General features: G+C 68.1%; 13 protein-coding genes. 1 reads left to right on the top strand and 12 read right to left on the bottom strand.

Features of this window, described 5'->3' with window-relative positions; genetic code table 11:
• Positions 1–16: 16 nt before the first annotated feature.
• The 4 genes from AMIS_RS04155 to AMIS_RS04140 form a co-directional block, all read right to left on the bottom strand.
• On the bottom strand, positions 17–2,602 hold the full coding sequence (locus AMIS_RS04155; RefSeq protein ID WP_014440944.1) for an alpha-L-rhamnosidase: 2,586 nt from the start codon (positions 2,600–2,602) through the stop codon (positions 17–19).
• A 6-nt stretch (positions 2,603–2,608) separates the two neighbouring features.
• Entirely contained in the window at positions 2,609–3,505 is an 897-nt protein-coding gene (locus AMIS_RS04150) for a carbohydrate ABC transporter permease (protein WP_014440943.1), read from the bottom strand.
• 3 nt (positions 3,506–3,508) lie between these two features.
• Complete coding sequence (locus tag AMIS_RS04145) at positions 3,509–4,393, bottom strand: carbohydrate ABC transporter permease (RefSeq protein WP_014440942.1); 885 nt, start codon at positions 4,391–4,393, stop codon at positions 3,509–3,511.
• Positions 4,394–4,470: 77 nt separating this feature from the next.
• On the bottom strand, positions 4,471–5,784 hold the full coding sequence (locus tag AMIS_RS04140; protein WP_197537994.1) for an ABC transporter substrate-binding protein: 1,314 nt from the start codon (positions 5,782–5,784) through the stop codon (positions 4,471–4,473).
• 158 nt (positions 5,785–5,942) lie between these two features.
• On the opposite strand from AMIS_RS04140, the gene AMIS_RS04135 reads away from it, so the two are divergent.
• Positions 5,943–7,055 carry a LacI family DNA-binding transcriptional regulator gene (locus AMIS_RS04135; protein ID WP_231859229.1) on the top strand — a complete coding sequence of 371 codons (1,113 nt, stop codon included), beginning with the start codon at positions 5,943–5,945 and terminating at the stop codon, positions 7,053–7,055.
• Positions 7,056–7,085: 30 nt separating this feature from the next.
• Here AMIS_RS04135 and AMIS_RS04130 read toward each other — a convergent pair whose 3' ends face one another.
• The 8 genes from AMIS_RS04130 to AMIS_RS04095 form a co-directional block, all read right to left on the bottom strand.
• The gene (locus AMIS_RS04130; protein ID WP_014440939.1) at positions 7,086–8,987 is read right to left on the bottom strand and encodes a hypothetical protein; all 1,902 of its coding nucleotides are present in this window, start codon (positions 8,985–8,987) and stop codon (positions 7,086–7,088) included.
• Positions 8,988–9,141: 154 nt separating this feature from the next.
• Positions 9,142–10,041, bottom strand: a complete 900-nt coding sequence (locus tag AMIS_RS04125) for a LysR family transcriptional regulator (protein WP_014440938.1) — start codon at positions 10,039–10,041, stop codon at positions 9,142–9,144.
• A 69-nt stretch (positions 10,042–10,110) separates the two neighbouring features.
• Entirely contained in the window at positions 10,111–11,250 is a 1,140-nt protein-coding gene (locus tag AMIS_RS04120) for an S-(hydroxymethyl)mycothiol dehydrogenase (protein ID WP_014440937.1), read from the bottom strand.
• 5 nt (positions 11,251–11,255) lie between these two features.
• Complete coding sequence (locus AMIS_RS04115) at positions 11,256–12,458, bottom strand: cytochrome P450 (protein WP_014440936.1); 1,203 nt, start codon at positions 12,456–12,458, stop codon at positions 11,256–11,258.
• Positions 12,455–13,399: a PDR/VanB family oxidoreductase gene (locus tag AMIS_RS04110; RefSeq protein WP_231859228.1), complete on the bottom strand. Its 945-nt coding sequence runs from the start codon at positions 13,397–13,399 to the stop codon at positions 12,455–12,457. Before AMIS_RS04110 ends, AMIS_RS04115 begins: the two co-directional genes overlap by 4 nt.
• A gap of 85 nt (positions 13,400–13,484) precedes the next feature.
• Positions 13,485–14,210: an IclR family transcriptional regulator gene (locus AMIS_RS04105; RefSeq protein WP_157435239.1), complete on the bottom strand. Its 726-nt coding sequence runs from the start codon at positions 14,208–14,210 to the stop codon at positions 13,485–13,487.
• Between the two features lie 81 nt (positions 14,211–14,291).
• Positions 14,292–15,314 carry a LacI family DNA-binding transcriptional regulator gene (locus AMIS_RS04100; protein WP_157434731.1) on the bottom strand — a complete coding sequence of 341 codons (1,023 nt, stop codon included), beginning with the start codon at positions 15,312–15,314 and terminating at the stop codon, positions 14,292–14,294.
• Between the two features lie 590 nt (positions 15,315–15,904).
• The gene (locus tag AMIS_RS04095; protein WP_014440932.1) at positions 15,905–17,059 is read right to left on the bottom strand and encodes an acyl-CoA dehydrogenase family protein; all 1,155 of its coding nucleotides are present in this window, start codon (positions 17,057–17,059) and stop codon (positions 15,905–15,907) included.
• Between the last annotated feature and the right edge of the window lie 207 nt (positions 17,060–17,266).

Raw genomic sequence — 17,266 nt, 5'->3', positions numbered from 1 at the left:
GGAGCCGCCGGACGGGTCAGAAGTAGCGGCGGGGCGGTAGCGGTGCGATGGGGTCTTCTGCCGCCGGCCGGTATGTGCAGGAGAAGGTGTGGGTACCGCTGCTCACGCTCACCGGCTGCTGCCCGGGCAGTTCAACCTGTGCGTCACAGTTGGGTGGCACGATCACCTCCACCTGCAGCGTCGAGCCTTCTCGTTGCCAGTGCACAGCTGCGTCGCCGTAGGGGGTGCGGTGCTGAGCCGCCGCCCAGCTCAGCCCGCCGCCGGGCCGGGGCCGCACGCGCAGCGTCCGGTAGCCGGGGGCGGCCGGAGCCAGGCCGGCGACGGTGCGGTGCAGCCAGTCGGCGACGGCGCCGAGGGCGTAATGGTTGAACGAGGTCATGTTGCCGGGGTTGATCAATCCGTCGGGAAGCATGGAGTCCCAGCGTTCCCAAATCGTGGTGGCGCCCATGGTGACCGGATAGAGCCAGGACGGGCAGCCCTTCTCCAGCAACAGCCGGTACGCCTCCTCTAGGTGCCCGCTGACGGTGAGCGCGTCGAGGATCAGCGGGGTGCCGGCGAAACCGGTGCCTATCCGGAACTCGCCCTCACGGACGAGTTCGGCGAGCCGTTCTCCCGCGTGGACCCGCTGCGCCGCGGTGAGCAGGTCGAAACACAGGGCGAGGGCGTATGCGGTCTGGGTGTCGGAGACGCAGCGGCCGGCTGCGGTGACGAACTCGCGGCGGAAACCGGCGGTTACCCGGTCGGCGAGACCATGCCAAACAAAAGCGTCGTCGGTCTTGCCGATCAGCTCAGCCTGCCGGGCGAGCAGCCGGGCCGAATGCGCGAGGTAGGCGGTGGCGACCAGGTACGGGTCGGTGCGTGCCTGCTGCGGCCGGTCCGGCGGGGCGGCCGGGTCGAGCCAGTCGCCGAGTTGGAGTCCTTCGGCGATGACGTCGCGGTCGTTGAGCAGCCGCCGGCAGGCGTCGACCCAGGTGCGGGCGGTGTCGTAGCCGCGTAGCACCGGCCCGAGGTCAGCGGCCCGGTCGAACAGCACCAGGGGGACGACGGTGGTGACGTCGCCCCAGACCGCGCAGTGGAACTGGGTGAAGTCGGTTTCGATGTGCGGCACGTAGAGCGGCACGAGGCCGTCGTCGCCGGTCTCGGCGGTGACGTCGGTGAGCCAGTCGGCGATGCTGCCGGTCGCGTCGTACAGGAATGCAGCGGTGGGTGCGAAGACCTGCAGGTCGCCCGTCCAGCCGAGGCGCTCGTCGCGTTGCGGGCAGTCGGTGGGCACGGAGACGAAGTTGCCGCGCATGCTCCATCGCACGTTCTCGTGCAAGCGCTCGACCAGCGGATCCGAGCAGGAGAAGGTGCCGACCTCGTGCATGTCGTCGTGGCAGACGACCGCGACCACGTCGGCCGGGTCGAGATCGCCGGGCCAGCCGGTGATCTCCGCGTACCGGAAGCCGTGGTAGGTGAACCGTGGCTCCCATGTCTCGGTGCCGGTGCCGGCCAGCACGTATACGTCGTGGGCGACGGCGGTTCGGATGGGCCGGGTGCACAGCCGGCCCTGTTCGAGGACTTCGGCGTGCCGGATACCGATCTCGGTGCCGGTCGGCCCGGTGACCGTGATGCGCAGTCGGCCAGCGAGGTTCTGACCGAAGTCGATCAGATGGGTGCCGTCGTCGAGACGAGTCACGCTGGCCGGCGGGAGGGTTCCGGTGCGGCGCACCGGTGGTCCGGCGGGTGCGGTCAGCTCACCCACCGTCGGTTTTTTCGTCTGTACGGGTGTCCAGCCGGCCGGTTCGATGCGGGCGTCGTGGTGTTCGCCGTCGTAAATGCTCGATGCCGTGATCGGCCCGTGGGCCCAGGTCCAGGTGCCGTCGGTGACGATCTGGTCGACGCTGCCGTCGGTGTAGTGCAGTTCGAGCTGGGCCAGCAGCGCGGTGTCGGTGCCGTATCGTTCGCCGATCCGGTTCCAGCCGTATTCGCCACGCCACCAGCCGTCGGCGAGCCAGCCGTCGATGGTGTTCGCGCCGGCCCGCAGCAGACCGGTGACGTCGTAGGTCTGGTACGGCAGCCGGTGGTGGTAGCTGGTCCAGCCGGGGGCGAGCACGTCGTCGCCGATCCGGTCGCCGTTGAGCTGCAACTCGTAGAGGCCGCACGCTGTCGCGTACAGTCTGGCTTTGAGCAGCCCTGGGCGTGCCGTGAAGTCGCGCCGCAGCAGAACCGGGCGCCGGTCTCCGACGCTGATGTCGGCGGAGCCGACGAAGCCGGCTGCCCAGTCCTCGGGCTCCAGGAGGCCGGCCTCGACGGTGGTGGATTCGCTCCAGGGTGTCGGCCGGGTTTCCCCGGCTGCCCAGACCCGGACCCGGACCTCAGCCTGCTGGCGGGAGGTCAGGGCCGGACCCGGCCACGGGACCAGCACGCTGTCAGCGGACTTGATCCGTCCGGTGGTCCGGCCATCGATCTCGATCTCGTAGGCGGTCTGGCGCCAGCCCGGACGGACGGTCTGCACCTGCCAGGACAGGCGCGGGCTGCGTTCGCCGACGCCCAGCGGGTGATCGTGGTGCTCGATGCGGGGTGCGGGTACGCGCGTACCCGTGCCGTTCATGGCGGACATCGCGGCTCAGCCCTTCACCGCGCCGGCCGCCAGGCCGCGCATGACTCGCTGGTTGAGGAAGATGTAGATGGCCAGGATCAGCAGCACGTTGATGCAGATCGCGGCGAAGGTAGGGCCGTACTCGACGACGCCGAACTGGCCGGTGAAGTTGAGCAGGCCGACCTGGACGGTGCGTTGCGCGTCGTCGGTGGTGAAGGTCAGCGCGATGAGCAGGTCGTTCCAGAGGAAGAAGAACTGCACGAGCGCGATCGTCAGTACCGAGTTGCGCATCATCGGGAAGCCGATCGAGACGAACGAGCGGATGATGCTGGCGCCGTCCATGGTGGCGGCTTCGAAGACGCTCTTGGGGATCGCGCGGAAGTAGGTGGCCATCATGAAGACCGTCAGCGGCAGGCCGGTGGCGGTGTAGGTGATGATCAGCGGCCAGAGTGTGCCGGTCAGGTGCAGGTTGAAGTAGACGGTGAAGAGCGGCAGCAGGATCATCTGGCCGGGGATCATGATCCCGGCGAGGAAGAGCAGCAGGGTGGTCTGCCGGCCCTTCCAGACCAGCACCTCGAGCGCGAACCCAGCCGCCGTGCCGAGCACGATGATCAGGGCGAGGGCGGGCACGACTGTGAGCAGCGAGTTCTGCAGGTAGGTCGCCACCGACGACCACGCCTGTGTGTAGTTGTCGAAGTTGGTGAAGCTTTCCGGCAGGGCGGTGGTCGAGCCGTTGAGGAACTCGTCCTGGGTCTTGAAGGAGCCCAGGAACAGCCAGATCAGCGGGTACACCACGATGATCAGCAACAGGGCCACACAGGCGTAGCCGGGCAGCCGGCGCACGGTGCGCCGCCAGTCGCGGGTGTTGCGTGGCGCGGGCGCGCTGGTTGCGGCGCGGGCCGGGCGGCTGGTGGTCAGTGTCATGGCTTATCCCTGTCCCACGTCGCGGCGCGTCGCGCGGAAGATGACAACGGTGACCAGCAGGCACAGCACGGTCAGGGTGAGGGCGATGGTCGAGCCGTATCCGTAGTCGCCGTAGGCGAACGAGGTTTGGTACATGTAGAGCGTCAGCGGGCTGGTGGCGCTGCCGGGGCCGCCGCCGGTCAGGGCGTAGATGGAGTCGAACGCCTTGAGCGTGCCGTTGATGCTGAACACGAGCGAGCTCACCAGGACCGGCAGGGACAGCGGGACGATGATGCTGCGGATGAGCCGCCAGGTGCCGGCGCCGTCCGTCGAGGCGGCTTCCATCATCTCGTCGGGGATGTCGAGCAGGCCGGCGTAGAGCAGGACCGCGTAGAAGCCCATCGAGCGCCAGATGTCCATGAGCGCGACGACGAGGAACGCGTGGCCGGGGGTGCTGAAGAAGTCGACGCCGGTGCCGCCGAACGCTTCGATCGCGGCGTTGACCGGGCCGGTCTGTGGCGCGTACTCGAAGAACTTCTGGAACAGCAGGGCGACCGCGACGGTGGGGAGGATGACCGGGAAGAACACCAGGGTGCGGATGATCGAGCCGGCCCGGCGCAGGAAGAAGACATAGAGGAGCGCGAGCAGGTATCCGACGAGGACCTGTCCGACGGTGATGACGACGGCGTACTTCACGGTGAACCACAACGCCGTGGGTAGGGCCGGGTCGTCGAACAGTTTGCTGAAGTTGGCGCCGCCGGCCCAGGTGAAGCCGGAGATGACGCTGCCGGTGAAGAACGTGTAGCCCAGCGACCACAGCATCGGCACCAGCATGATCAGTGAGTAGACCAGGAGCGCTGGTCCGAGCAGGATGGCGACCGACTTCCGGTCGCCGAGCACGCTGTGCATTCTCGTTTGTTGCCTCTCTAGGTGAGCGCCGGCGGCACGACACCCCAGCCAGACCGCCGGCGCTCCGTCCTCCAGGGTCAGCCCAGGTTGGCGGTGACCGTCTGCATGAACTTCTCGCCGGTCAGCTGACCGCCGGCGAGCAAGCCGCCGTTGCCCTGGCTGATGGTGGTGGCCTTGGCCGAGAAGTACGCCTCGAACCACAGGACGCTGGTCTGCACGTTGCTGATCTCGCTCTGGATCTGCTTGGTCAGGGCCGGGACCTCGACGCTGCCGTCCGTGGCGAAGCCGGTGATCTGGCTGGAATCGCGCAGCGCCACGGTGCCGTAGTTGTCGACGATGCACTTCACCCAGGCCTGGGTGTTGGTGTCGTTCTCGTACGCCTTCTTCGAGATCGCGAGGGCGGTGCCGACGTTGGCGGGCATCTGGTCGGCGGTGCCGGCGCCACCGGTGACGGTCGGGAACTTCAGGAAGCCGACGTTGTCCGCGCCGACCTTGTTCTTGCTCTCGTCGTTGAAGTCCGACAGCGCCCAGGAGCCCATGTAGATGAAGGCGGCCTTGCCGGCGAGGAACGTGTTGAGCGCTGTCGCGTAGTCGATCGAGGTGGGCGACTTGCCGAAGTAGCCGGCCTTGCCGAGCGCGGCGATGGCGTCAGCGGCCGCGACGTACTGCGGGTCGGTGAGCTTGGCCTGCCCGTCGGCGACCTTCTTCAGCGCGTCGGGGCCCTGCGAGCGCAGGATGTAGTTGCCGACCCAGCGGGTCACACCCCAGCCGTCGCCGCCCTTACCGGCTTGCGAGATCGGCTGCACGCCCGCGGCCTGAAGCTTCGCGAATGCGGCGGTCAGGTCGTCCCAGGTGGCCGGCGGGGTGGTGATGCCGTTGTCGGCGAGCAGCTTCTTGTTGTACCAGATGCCCTCGATGTTCAGCTCGGTCGGCAGCACGAGCTGCTTGCCGTCGTACAGGCTCTTGATCGTCGACGACGCGGCGGGCAGCACGCCCTCGGAGATCGCGGCGGTGTCGAGCACCGAGCCGCTGTCGGCGAGCTGGCTGGTCAGCGACGGCGCGTTCGCGGCGATGAACGTCTGTGGCAGGGCACCCTGTCCGGCCAGGAGCTGCAGCTGCTGGTCGAGGCTGGCCTGCGCCTGCTTCTTGATCTCCAGGGGCTGCGCGGTGTTCTGGGTGGCGCACTCCTTCTGGCTCAGCGTGGTGAGGGTGGCCGGGATCGTGGTGTTCTCGTTGATCGACAGGAACGAGAAGTTCTTGGCCGACGAGCCGCCGGAGGCGGTGTCGTCGTCTGCCCCACCGCAGGCGGCGGTGCAGGCCACAAGCGCCAGAGCGCTGATCGCCGCCGCCACGCGGGCGGGTCGGCGGGTGCGCGGAGATATGGGTGCCACAGGTCCTCCTTGACGACCGCGGGAAGTCTTCGTTGAAGCGTCTAAAGACTCTGTGGGCAAGGACACGTGGTCAATACGAGGTTGTTGATACCGCTTATTGATCGCTTGGATATCCGCAGTTCACGATCGCTACCAGCGTTTATCGCGATTCAACACGTGTGAAACAGAGTCGGGCGCGGCGCGGCGGTATAGACTCCCCTTCAGGGCGCTGGCCGTTTCAGGGCTGTTCGGGATTGAAGCGTCTGACCTACGCTCTGCCCGTGATCAGGATCGCGGACGTCGCCGCGCACGCCGGCGTGTCCGTCGGCACCGTCAGCAACGTGCTCAATCGGCCGCACGCTGTGGCTCCAGCCACGCGTCAGCGGGTACACGCTGCCATTACGCACCTCGGCTACGTGCCGAACGAGGCGGCCCGGTCGCTGGCCGCTGGGCGCCGCCGGGCCATCGGCCTGATCGTCCCGGACGTGACCAATCCGTTCTTCGCCGACCTGACCCGAGGCGCCGAACAGGTCGCCGATCAGCGTGACGTCGTGGTCATGCTGTACAGCAGCGGCGAGTCCGGCGAACGGGAGGCCCGCTATTTCGACCGGTTGGAGAGCCAGCGGGTGCAAGGAATCCTCGCCAGTCCGGTGCATGAGGCGGTGCCTGCGGTCACCGATCTGGCGCGCCGCGGAACCCCGGTGACACTGGTCGACCGCGGCTCCTCACGGCGGGACCTGTGCTGCGTGTCGGTGGACGACCACACCGGCGGCCGGCTCGCCGCTGAGCACCTCATCGCCACCGGCCATCGCCGCCTGGCCTTCATCGGCGGACCGTTGTCCATACCGCAGGTCGCCGCCCGGCTGGCCGGTGCGCACGCGATATGCGCGGCGGCCGGCGCGACGCTCGAGGTCATCGAGACCGAGACCGTGAGCGTCGTGACCGGCCGCGGTGTGGGAGCCGCGCTGGCCGGCAGGTCGGCGTCGGCCCGGCCGGACGCGGTGTTCTGCGCCAACGACCTGCTGGCGCTGGGGTTGTTGCAAGCGGTCAGCGGCCACGGTCTGCGGGTGCCGGCCGAGCTGGCGATCGTCGGCTACGACGACATCGACTACGCCGCTGCGGCCGCCGTGCCGCTGACGTCGGTCCGGCAGCCCCGTACCGAACTGGGCCGGGTTGCTGCCGAGCTGCTGTTCGAGGAGATCGCCGAACCGGGCCAGCACCGGCATCGGCAGGTGGTCTTCCAGCCCGAACTGGTGGTCCGGCAATCCAGCGGCTCGACCCCGGCCGCCTGAGGCAGCCGGGGTCATCGCCTCATCGGGTGATCAGCGGGGGTGGGCAGCCAGCCGGGCAGATGCGGTGAAGCCGGGAACGACCTGGTTGGGCTGCGTCGCGTCCACGGCGGCGCCGGTGGTGCCGACGATGTTGCGGATGCCGCCGCCGAACGCGATGACCGCGGTCGTCATCGCGGTGAAGCGGACGCTGGCGCGCTGAGGGGCCTCGATGGAGGTCCAGGCGTGCACCGGCGCGCCGGCGAAGGTGGAGTCGAGGAACAGCGTGTAGATCGCCGTGCCTGTGGCCGCGTGAGTCGTCACGCCGGACGCGACCTTGTATGACGCGTAGCCCTCCTTGGTGCCGTCCATCCAGGCGGCCTGGTTCGGCGGGTCGTACGGGAACTCGCTCTGGTAGAAGACCGTCCGGCCGCGCTCGCCGTTCCAGATGACCTGGTTCTTCTGGTGGTGTTCGACGAACAGCCCGAGCGCGGTGACGTCCGTGCCGTTGACGACGAGCCCGGTGTCGCTGGTGTTGCTGGTCCAGCCCACGCCGGTGCCATGGTCGGCGCGCCAGAGCCAGTTGTCGTCGAGGATGACCTTGCTCTGGTTAACCTGCAACGAGATCTTGCTGGAGCCGGCCTGGGCGCCGCCGATGCGGACGAACAGGTCGCTGAGCGTCGTCGGGTTGGTCGCGTCACCGATGTTGTTCGCGGTGCCGGTTCCGATCTTGACCAGCACGTCGGTGCCGGGGCTCGCGTCGACCAGCAGGCTGGAGATGACGACGCCCTTGACGTCGCTCACCTCGATCGCGGCCTGCCCGCCGGTGGGTGCCAGCGTCGCGTATCCCATGCCCATGACGACGGTGTCGGCTCGGGTCACCGTGATCGGGCCGTTGAGGCGGTAGATGCCGGGGGTGAGGATGAGGTGCTTACCGGACGCGAGAGCCTTGTTGATCGTCGCGGCGGTGTCGGTGCCCGGTTTGGCGATGTGGAAACGGGAGATCGGGATGCTGGTGCCGGCAGTGCTGTCGGTTGCCCAGTTCACGCCCGAGGCGTTGGTGCGGGCCTTCGGCACGAACACCGCGTAGGAGTCGCCGTTCACGGTGAGGAAGGGGGCGGGCCGTGACGTCGGGGTGGTCGGCAGGGTGGTGATGCCGCGGCCGGTGAAGTCGCTGGCCGGTGCGCCCTTCACGCCGGAGAAGACGAGGTTGGCGGAGCCGCCGCGCCAGCTGCCGATCTGACTGTCACGCACGTAGTACTGCGCCTGGCCCGGTCCGGCGTCACCGCCGCTGTTGACGGTGCCGCTGATCCGGCTGTCGGCCATGGTGGTGCCGAACAGAGTGGCACCGTAGGCGCCGTTGAGGTCCAGGTTGCCCTGGATGTCGACGCGGCGCAGCGAAGACGCCTGGGAGGTGGCCCAGCGCATGGTGTGTGCCGGCGCGACACCTTCCGGCTTGGCGCGCTCCGCGTCCGCGCCCACCGGTCGTTGGATCGGGTTGATGGAGAGGTTGTCCAGTGAGCGGTAGAAGTTGGTCAGCCCGTCGGAGGAGCCGTCGGCGTTCTGCCGCGGCTCGGAGTGCAGGGCGCCGTTGATCGTGACGCTGGTGGGTGACGTGCCGAGTCCGGCGATCGAGGTGTAGTAGCCGACTTCGCTGTTGACGATGCCGGTGGCCGTCGCCGGGTCGTTCTGGCCGGCCGCGTTGCCGTAGACGCCCGGTTTGAAGTAGACCGCCTGCCGGTTTGTGCTGAACTCCGGCTCGGCGGAGATCTTCTGCAAGAAGGCGTTGATATCTGTGACGGGAGTCTTCGGGTCGAAAATCTTGACATTCGGGCCGAAGTCCGGAGTGGTCGCTGCCCATGCCGACGGGGTCGCGCCGGGGAAGGCGAGAGCGCCGGCGGTCGTGATGGCAGCGAAGATCGAGACTACTACGGGGTTTCGTCGCCGTGTTCGCACGAATGTCTCCTCAGCTCGGCGCGCCGTACCCGCGTGGTGGCCGCGGGTGGGGATGGCGCGCGGGTGCCGTCACCGTGCCGGAATGCCACGCCAGCGGAGAAGACGAGATTGTTTATGCGGTGTATCCGTCGTGTGAATGAACGGTGTCCCAGCGCTATTGCTGAACCTGGATGGCGGCGTCGAGGAAGCACTGCCGGAGCCATTGATGCGCCGGATCGTTCTCGTGACCCGGGTGCCACCACATCGCTTCGACGATCGGTGCGGTCGGGAAGGGACAGTCGAGCATCCGTACCCGGCCGGAGGCCTCCATCGCCGCACCAAGCTGTCGTTGCACCAGGGCAACCCGCCCGGTGCCGGCGATCAGGGCGGGCAGCACCGTGTAACTGTCGACCACCAGCCGTGCGTCGAGGTCGATGCCGTGGGTGCGCAGCTCGCGGGCAGCGGTAGTGATCGCCGTGCCATCGTGGTAGGTCAGCACCCATGATCGACGAGCCAGGTCTTCGCCGGTCAGTGCCGTATCAGTGGAGGCGTCGACAAGGCACGCCCACTCGTCCTGATACAGGTTGCGGTGCGGCAGCCCGGTGACGATGCCGTGTGGCAGCACCAGCAGGTCGACGTCGCGTAGTTCGTCGGCGGCCTGATCGACGTTCTGACGGGTGGTGGGCTGGACATGCATCCGCACGTGGGGTGCTCGCTCATCGATCAGCGCCGCCACAGCCGCGCCGAGCACGGTCAGCGCGTAGTCCGACATGATGACGGTGAAGGTGCGCCGAGACAGTGTCGGGTCGAAGTCCGGTTGAGCGCTGAGGACCTGGTCGGCGGCTGCGACGACGTCAGCGGTCGGTGCGGCGAGCCGGGCCGCCAGGGGGGTGAGTTGATAGCTCTGTCCGATGCGGATGAGCAGGTCATCGCCGAAGTGCCGGCGGAGCCGGGCCAGGGCTGAGCTCATCGCGGGTTGGCTGATCTGGAGCCGTTCGGCGGCCCGGGTGACGCTGCATTCGGTGAGCAGCGCGTCCAGCGCGGTCAACATGTTGAGATCGACATGGCGGGCCATCGTCAGACAACTCCGTTTCGAGACAACCAGCCGGGCGGGCACCTGACTGCCGGCGCCCGCCCGGTCAGCCTAGATTTCTTCGAGGCGGGCACGCAGGACGACCACCGAACGCAGCACCGGTGCTTCACCGGCCGTAGCGGGCCCGTGCATCTTCGCGAACGCGGCCTCCACGTCCTCGATGCCGACCTCCTCGGTGACGAACGCGTCCAGGTCGAGACGGCCCTGCCGGTACAAGTCGACGAGCATCGGGAAGTCCCGGGACGGCAGGCAGTCGCCGTACCACGACGACTTGAGCGCGCCGCCACGGCCGAACACGTCGATCAGCGGCAGCTCCGGCACCCTCATGTCCGGCGTCGGCACACCGACCAGCACCAGCACACCGGCCAGGTCACGGGCGTAGAAGGCCTGCTTCCAGGTCTCCGGCCGGCCCACCGCCTCGATCACCACGTCGGCGCCCTCCGCGCCCGGATACACCGAGGCGCAGATCCGCTTGATCTCCTCGACCGGATCCGTCTTCGACGAGTCCACGAGGTGGGTGGCGCCCAGCTTGCGGGCCGCCTCCAGCTTCGCCGGGTCGATGTCCACCGCGATGATCGGCGACGCGCCCGCGAGGGCCGCTCCCGCGACCGCCGCGACACCCACACCACCACAGCCGATCACCGCGACGGACTTGCCGCGGGTCACCCCGCCGGTGTTGATCGCCGCGCCGATGCCGGCCATCACGCCGCAGCCGAGCAGCCCGACGGCGGCGGGCCTGGCGGACGGGTCGACCTTCGTGCACTGGCCGGCCGCGACCAGGGTCTTCTCCGCGAACGCGCCGATGCCCAGCGCCGGCGACAGATCGGTGCCGTCCTCCAGGGTCATCTTCTGCTTCGCGTTGTGCGTGTTGAAGCAGTACTGCAGGTCACCGCGCTTGCACGCCCGGCACTCCCCGCACACCGCACGCCAGTTCAGCACCACGAAATCACCCGGCGCGACACCCGTGACACCGGCGCCCACCGCCTCCACGATCCCGGCCGCCTCGTGTCCAAGCAGGAACGGGAACTCGTCGTTGATCCCGCCCTCGCGATAGTGCAGGTCGGTGTGACACACCCCGCACGACTGGATCTTCACCACGGCCTCACCGGGCCCGGGGTCCGGAACGTTGATCGTCACGAGCTCGACCGGAGCGCCCTTGGCCCGTGCGATGACCGCTTTCACCTGCTGCATGGTCCTCACTTTCGGTGCAGTTGTACGGGGATGCTGCGCCAGGCGCGCAGGGTGTTGTTGTGGTGGCGGTGGACCGGTCCGGCGAGTTCGATCCGGGACACCCGGCGGGCGAGGGCGGTGAGCACGGATTCGGCTTCCAGGCGGGCGATGTGCTGGCCGACGCACTGATGGATGCCCATGCCGAAGCCAACGTGCCCGGACGGGTCCCGGGACAGGTCGAAGCGGTCAGGGTTCCCCCAGCGACGGGGGTCGCGGTTGGCGGCGCCGAGGAACATCAGGATCTTCGCGCCGTCCGGGATGACGGTGTCCCCGATCTCGACGTCGGTGGTGGCCGTGCGGAAGAACGTCTGCACCGGCGACTCCCAGCGCACCGCCTCGTCGAAGGCGACCCGGGCCAGTGCCGGCTGCTCGCGCAACCGCTGCCACTGCACCGGGTTGGTCGCGAAGGCGTAGAGCACGGCGGACAGTCCGTGCACGGTGGTGTCGACACCGGCCGACAGCAGGGACCGGACCACCAGCGGCGCCTGCTCATGTGTGAGGTCGCCCCGGTCGGCGGCTGCCCAGATGGCGGCGCCGAACCCGTCCGGGGTGAGCACCTCGCGGGCGCACTGGGCGTTCACCCAGGCCGACAGGTCAGCGATGCGCCCGGATCCGGCATCGACGAGGTCGTTGGGTGGTCCGAACGCGTTGAACAGGTGGTCGCCGTAGGGCAGCAGGTTCTCCCGCCCGGCGTCGGGGATGCCAACGGCGTCCGGGAAGACCCGCAGCGGGAATGCCTCGGCGAGCGCCGGCACCGCGTCGATGACGTCTCCGTGGCTGAGGACCCGGTCGACGAGGTCGTCGGCAGCGGCTGCCCACTGATCCCGGAGCCGGTGCAGCGACCGCGGGCCGATGGTCGCCGACAGGACGCGGCGTGGGGCGTCGTGCTGGGGCGGATCTGCTTCGAGCAGCAGGCTCGGCGGGCGCCACGGCTTCTCGTACCGGAAGTTGCTCAGACCGACGCCGGCGGCGGACTGGAAAGCCTGCCAGTCGGTGAGTGCGGCGTGCACGTGCTGGTAGCGGGCCAGCGCGTAGGTGTCGTAGCGACTCAGGTGCACGACCGGACCCGCCTCGCGCAGGGCCTCGTGCAGCGGGCCGGGATCTTCGAGGTTGTCGTGGTCGAACGGGTCGGCGTGGGAGACCGGCAACTTCCCAAGACCAAGTTTCACAGATCCACCACCAGACGGTCGGAACGGGATCGCGAGACGCAGGCGAACATGCAGGTGCTGGCCGCGCGTTCGGTGTCGTCGAGGACGCTGTCGCGGTGGTCCGGCTCCCCCGCCAGCACGGTGATCTCGCAGGTGCCGCACACGCCCTGGCGGCAGGAGGACAACACGTCGGCACCGGCAGCAGCAAGGACATCGAGGACCGACGAGTCCGCGGGCACCGTCACTACGGTCTTGGACCGGGCCAGCTCGATCTCGAACGGTGTGCTGCGCGCTGGTCCGGTCAGCGTGGAGGCGGTGAAACGCTCGGTGCGCAGCGTGTGCTGCGGTAGTCCGGCGCAGGCCTGCTCGACAGCGGCCAGGAGCGGGGCCGGGCCGCAGCAGTAGACGCGAGTGCCGGGCTGCCAGGCATCGAGGAATCCAGGCAGGTCGAGCAACCCGTACCGGTCCTCGGGCCGCAGGTGGACGCGGTCGCCGTACCCCGCCAGATCTTGACCGAAGGCGAGGCTTGCCTCGCGCCTGCCGCCGTAGAGCAGCTGCCAGTCCGCGCCGAGCAGGTCGGCCTGGGCGATCATCGGCAGCAGCGGCGTGATGCCGATGCCGCCGGCGATGAACAGGTACCGCTCGGCGGGCACGAGTGGGAAGTTGTTGCGCGGCCCACCGAGGCCTACGGCCTCACCAAGATCAAGATCATCATGAATGTACGCGGATCCGCCCCGTCCGTTCTGCTCCCGCAGCACCGCGATCCGGTACGAGTAGGCGTCCCACCGGTCGCCGCACAGCGAGTATTGGCGCACCATCCCGCTGGGGAGGATCAGGTCGATGTGAGCGCCGGGCGTCCAGTCCGGCAGGCGGCCACCGTCCGGGTCGGCCAGCGTCAGTGCGACCACGCCGTCGGCGACCGGCTCTTTGCCGGTCACGCGCAGGGTTCGTGTTTCCGCCACGTGAACCTCCTGTGACATGAGGCCGCCAGAATGCGACGGCGGTCACAGCGCGAGAAGGTCACTTCTCACTGAGCGAGAGACGAGTTCACCGGAGCTGCCGGGCGATCCCCCGTGCCGCGGCCTGTAGCGCCGGCACCAGCGACGGCGCACGGCCATCGTTGGGCACGATCACCGACAAGCCGGCCACGACCGGACTCGCCGGATCAGGCCCTTCGCGTACGGGTACCGCGATGCCGGTGGCGTCGGCGTGGATCTGCCCCTCCGACACGACGAAGCCCTGCTTGCGGATGCCGTCCAGCACGCCACGAAGCCGTGCCGGATTAGTGATCGTTGTCGGCGTGTAGCCGCGCAACGGCCGGGACAGGACTTGCTCTTGCAGGTCACGTGGTGCCCAGGCGAGCAGAACCAGACCTGCGGAAGAGGCGTGCAGCGGCAGCCGACCGGCAATCCGGGTCACGTTGATCACCGCGTCGCGAGCTGACAGCCGCTCGACGAAGAGCACCTCGCCGCCGTCGAGCACTCCCAGCTGAACATGGTGGCCGATGACCGCGTGCAGGTCTTCGAGAAACGGCATGGCCGCCTCTCGCAGCCCGAGTGTCGGCGACGCGCGTTGTGCCAGCTCCCACAGCCGCACGCCGATGCGAACCTTAGCTGTCGCGGTCCGTGCGAGAAGGCCCTCATCAACGAGAGCGGCGATCAGCCGGGAAGCGGTGGCGACGTGCAGCCGTGCCCGCCGGCCGATCTCCGAGACCGACAACTCGGGCTCGTCCGGAGTGAACGCTTGCAGGATCCGGGCCGCCCTGGCGAGCACCGGCTCACCACGAGGTCGGTCATCAGTCTGCACAGCGCCATCGTGACACCCCGGCCATACGAGCCCGCGGCTTGCCGAACCCTATCTACTCAAAGGCGGGGCGGAAGACCGCCGGGCGACCATCCGCGGCCGCCACTGCACGTGGATCGCGGTGGTCCGTCCAGCCACTCGGTCGAGCAGTGCTCCCAGCACGTCGTCGGCATTGCTGGCATCGTGCGCCGACACCGAGCTCAGTGCGATCAGTGGGTGTGCGGCGATCGATGAATCGCCGGCCCCCACGACGGACAACTGGCCGGGAACGTCTACACCGACGTCACGGGCTGCCCGGAGAACGCCGAGCGCCATGACATCCGTACAGGTCACGATGGCGGTGGGCGGTTGCGGCTGGGCCAGCAACTCGCACGCTGCCCGGTAACCGCCGTCGTCGCCGAGACCGGCCGGATGAGCGAAGACGGCGGAGCCCGCACAGACGCGTTCGAGCAAGGCGGCAGGGTGTCGGTCTCCGCTCACCGCTGGTGACAACCAAGCGATCCGCGTGTGGCCCAGGGCGACAAGGTGATCGAGCTGCAGACGAGCGGCGGCGACATCGTCAACGGAGAAGCTGTCGAGCAGGTCACTCCGGCTGGCACGGCCCACCAGAACGACCGGGACCCGGCGGGCCAGGCTCTCCAGCTGATCCTCGGTCAGGCTGATGTCCGCCAGGACCAGCCCTTCCATCCCATGATCGACGAGCGACCACGCCGCCTCGAGCTGATGGTCAGCAGTGTCGGGCACGGGACGCACCAGGAAGTCATACGGTGTCGCGTCCAAAGCCCGGGCGAACGACGTGATGATCGACGTGGCAAGCGGACCGGCTTCCTGCGGCGATAACACGCCCAGGGTCTGGCTGCGGCCGCGCAGCGAACGGGCGGCCACCTGCGGCCGGTATTGCAACTCGCTGATGGCCGCAGTGACCCGGCGGTGCATCTCCGCGCTGACTCCCGGCGCCCGCCTCAGCACTTTCGAGACCGCCGCACGCGACACCCCGGCGTGAGCGGCGACGTCCCGGATGGTCGCCTTCGCCTTGCTGTGCATACGGAGATCGACATCCTGGCTGAGGAACAACGAACACGAAACCGCAAGAATGGGGTCTACGACTCCCGTTGAACAACGCGTCTCTCATTCACCGAGAGACAGATGCGGGCCTGCAGGAGCAGGCCCGCATCGCCTTGTCGGAACCCCCACACAGCGGACCCGGTTCCTCAGCCGGCCGCTAAGCCGCAGCCTGCCGGGGCGGAGGCCACGAACGCCCTCTGCATCACCTACCACGCCGGAATTACTCAGCGTAGGCAAACGGATTCACCCGCGGGCGATGGCTGGCCTTCAACCATAAGACCAGTTCATAGGCCGTTGGCGATTCGGCTGGAGCTGCATGACGTCAACGCATTTAAGTTTAAGAATCAAAGGGGCCAGGATTTGCCCAGAACGACAACCGAAAAAGAACACAAAGAACCAGTAGCGAGGAAGTGACCGACCCCGCCATCGAGCACGATCAAAACCCCAGTGAGCTGCGGAAACATTCTCGGAGCCGCTCCAGCCGAGCAAAGCGGGGGCACACCTTCGTGAATCCCGGACATCTACGAGCCACTCATAGATAACAAACGGGGCTGACTCCGAAGAGTCAACCCCGCCTTGACCTGCTAAAACGTCTGGATTCAGCCCTTGAGAAGCTGCCTCGCCATCACAATCCGCTGCACCTGGTTGGTGCCCTCGTAGATCTGGGTGATCTTTGCGTCGCGCATCATGCGCTCGACCGGGTAATCGCGCGTGTATCCGTACCCGCCCAGGATCTGCACCGCGTCGGTGGTGATCTCCATGGCCGCGTCCGACGCGAAGCACTTCGCTGCCGCGCCGAAGTACGTCAGGTCGGCGTCGCCGCGCTCGCTCTTGCCGGCCGCCGCGTAGGTCAGCTGCCGGGCCGCCTCCAGCTTCATGCCCATGTCGGCGAGCATGAACTGCAGGCCCTGGAAGTCGGCGATCGGCTTGCCGAACTGCTTGCGCTCCTTCGCGTAGTTCAGCGCGAAGTCGAGTGCGCCCTGCGCGATGCCGATGGCCTGGGCGGCGATGGTGACCCGGGTGTGGTCCAGGGTCTTCATGGCGGTGGCGAAACCGGTGCCCTCGGCACCGATCATGCGGTCGGCCGGGATGCGTACGTTGTCGAAGTAGACCTCGCGGGTCGGTGAGCCCTTGATGCCGAGTTTCTTCTCCGGCGCGCCGAAGCTGACGCCCTCGTCGGACTTCTCCACGACGAACGCGGAGATGCCCTTGGAGCGGGCGGACGGGTCGGTGACCGCGAAGACCGTGTAGAACTCCGAGACGCCGGCGTTGGTGATCCAGCGCTTGACGCCGTTGAGCACCCAGTGGTCGCCGTCGCGGACCGCGCGGGTGGTCATCGAGGCGGCGTCGGAGCCGGCCTCGGGCTCGGAGAGGCAGTAGGAGAACATCGCCTCGCCGGCGGCGACCTTCGTCAGGTAGCGACGCTTGATGTCCTCGGAACCGGAGAGGATCAGCGGCATCGTGCCGAGCTTGTTGACCGCCGGGATGAGCGAGGAGGAGGCGCAGGCGCGGGCCACCTCTTCGATCACGATCGCGGTGGCGAGGGCGTCCGCGCCGGCGCCGCCGTACTCCACCGGGATGTGCGGGGCGTGGAAGTCGGAGGACCGCAGGGCGTCGTAGGACGCCTTGGGGAACTCGCTGGTCTCGTCGGCTTCGGCGGCGTGCGGGGCGACCCGCGCGTCACAGACTTCACGCACGGCGGCGCGAATGGTCTCGTGGTCCTCCGGCAGCCGGTATGCGTCGAAATCAGACATGACCTTAACCTTCCCTAAGTGGTCCCGCGGTCATGTTACCGGCGCGTAGCGCTGACCACGCAACAGTCGGAAGTGTGCGGAAGATCCCGCCCGGGAAGTACCCCCTGCAAAAGCGTCGGGTTCCGTGCCGTTTCCACAGATCTCCACCCGGTTGAGACTGTTCTAATGAGGTGTCCGACCGGCATGCTCTAGTTACCAAGAGGAGTC

This window comes from Actinoplanes missouriensis 431 (assembly GCF_000284295.1).
Taxonomy (GTDB): domain Bacteria; phylum Actinomycetota; class Actinomycetes; order Mycobacteriales; family Micromonosporaceae; genus Actinoplanes; species Actinoplanes missouriensis.
Note: the sequence above shows the minus strand (reverse complement) of the source record. Positions and strands in the feature narration are given on the sequence as shown.

Excerpts from the sequence above, each read along its gene's own strand:
- AMIS_RS04155 (WP_014440944.1), bottom strand. The coding sequence starts at position 2,602 with ATGTCCGCCATGAACGGCACGGGTACGCGCGTACCCGCACCCCGCATC.
- AMIS_RS04150 (WP_014440943.1), bottom strand. The coding sequence starts at position 3,505 with ATGACACTGACCACCAGCCGCCCGGCCCGCGCCGCAACCAGCGCGCCC.
- AMIS_RS04145 (WP_014440942.1), bottom strand. The coding sequence starts at position 4,393 with ATGCACAGCGTGCTCGGCGACCGGAAGTCGGTCGCCATCCTGCTCGGA.
- AMIS_RS04125 (WP_014440938.1), bottom strand. The coding sequence starts at position 10,041 with ATGGCCCGCCATGTCGATCTCAACATGTTGACCGCGCTGGACGCGCTG.
- AMIS_RS04120 (WP_014440937.1), bottom strand. The coding sequence starts at position 11,250 with ATGCAGCAGGTGAAAGCGGTCATCGCACGGGCCAAGGGCGCTCCGGTC.
- AMIS_RS04095 (WP_014440932.1), bottom strand. The coding sequence starts at position 17,059 with ATGTCTGATTTCGACGCATACCGGCTGCCGGAGGACCACGAGACCATT.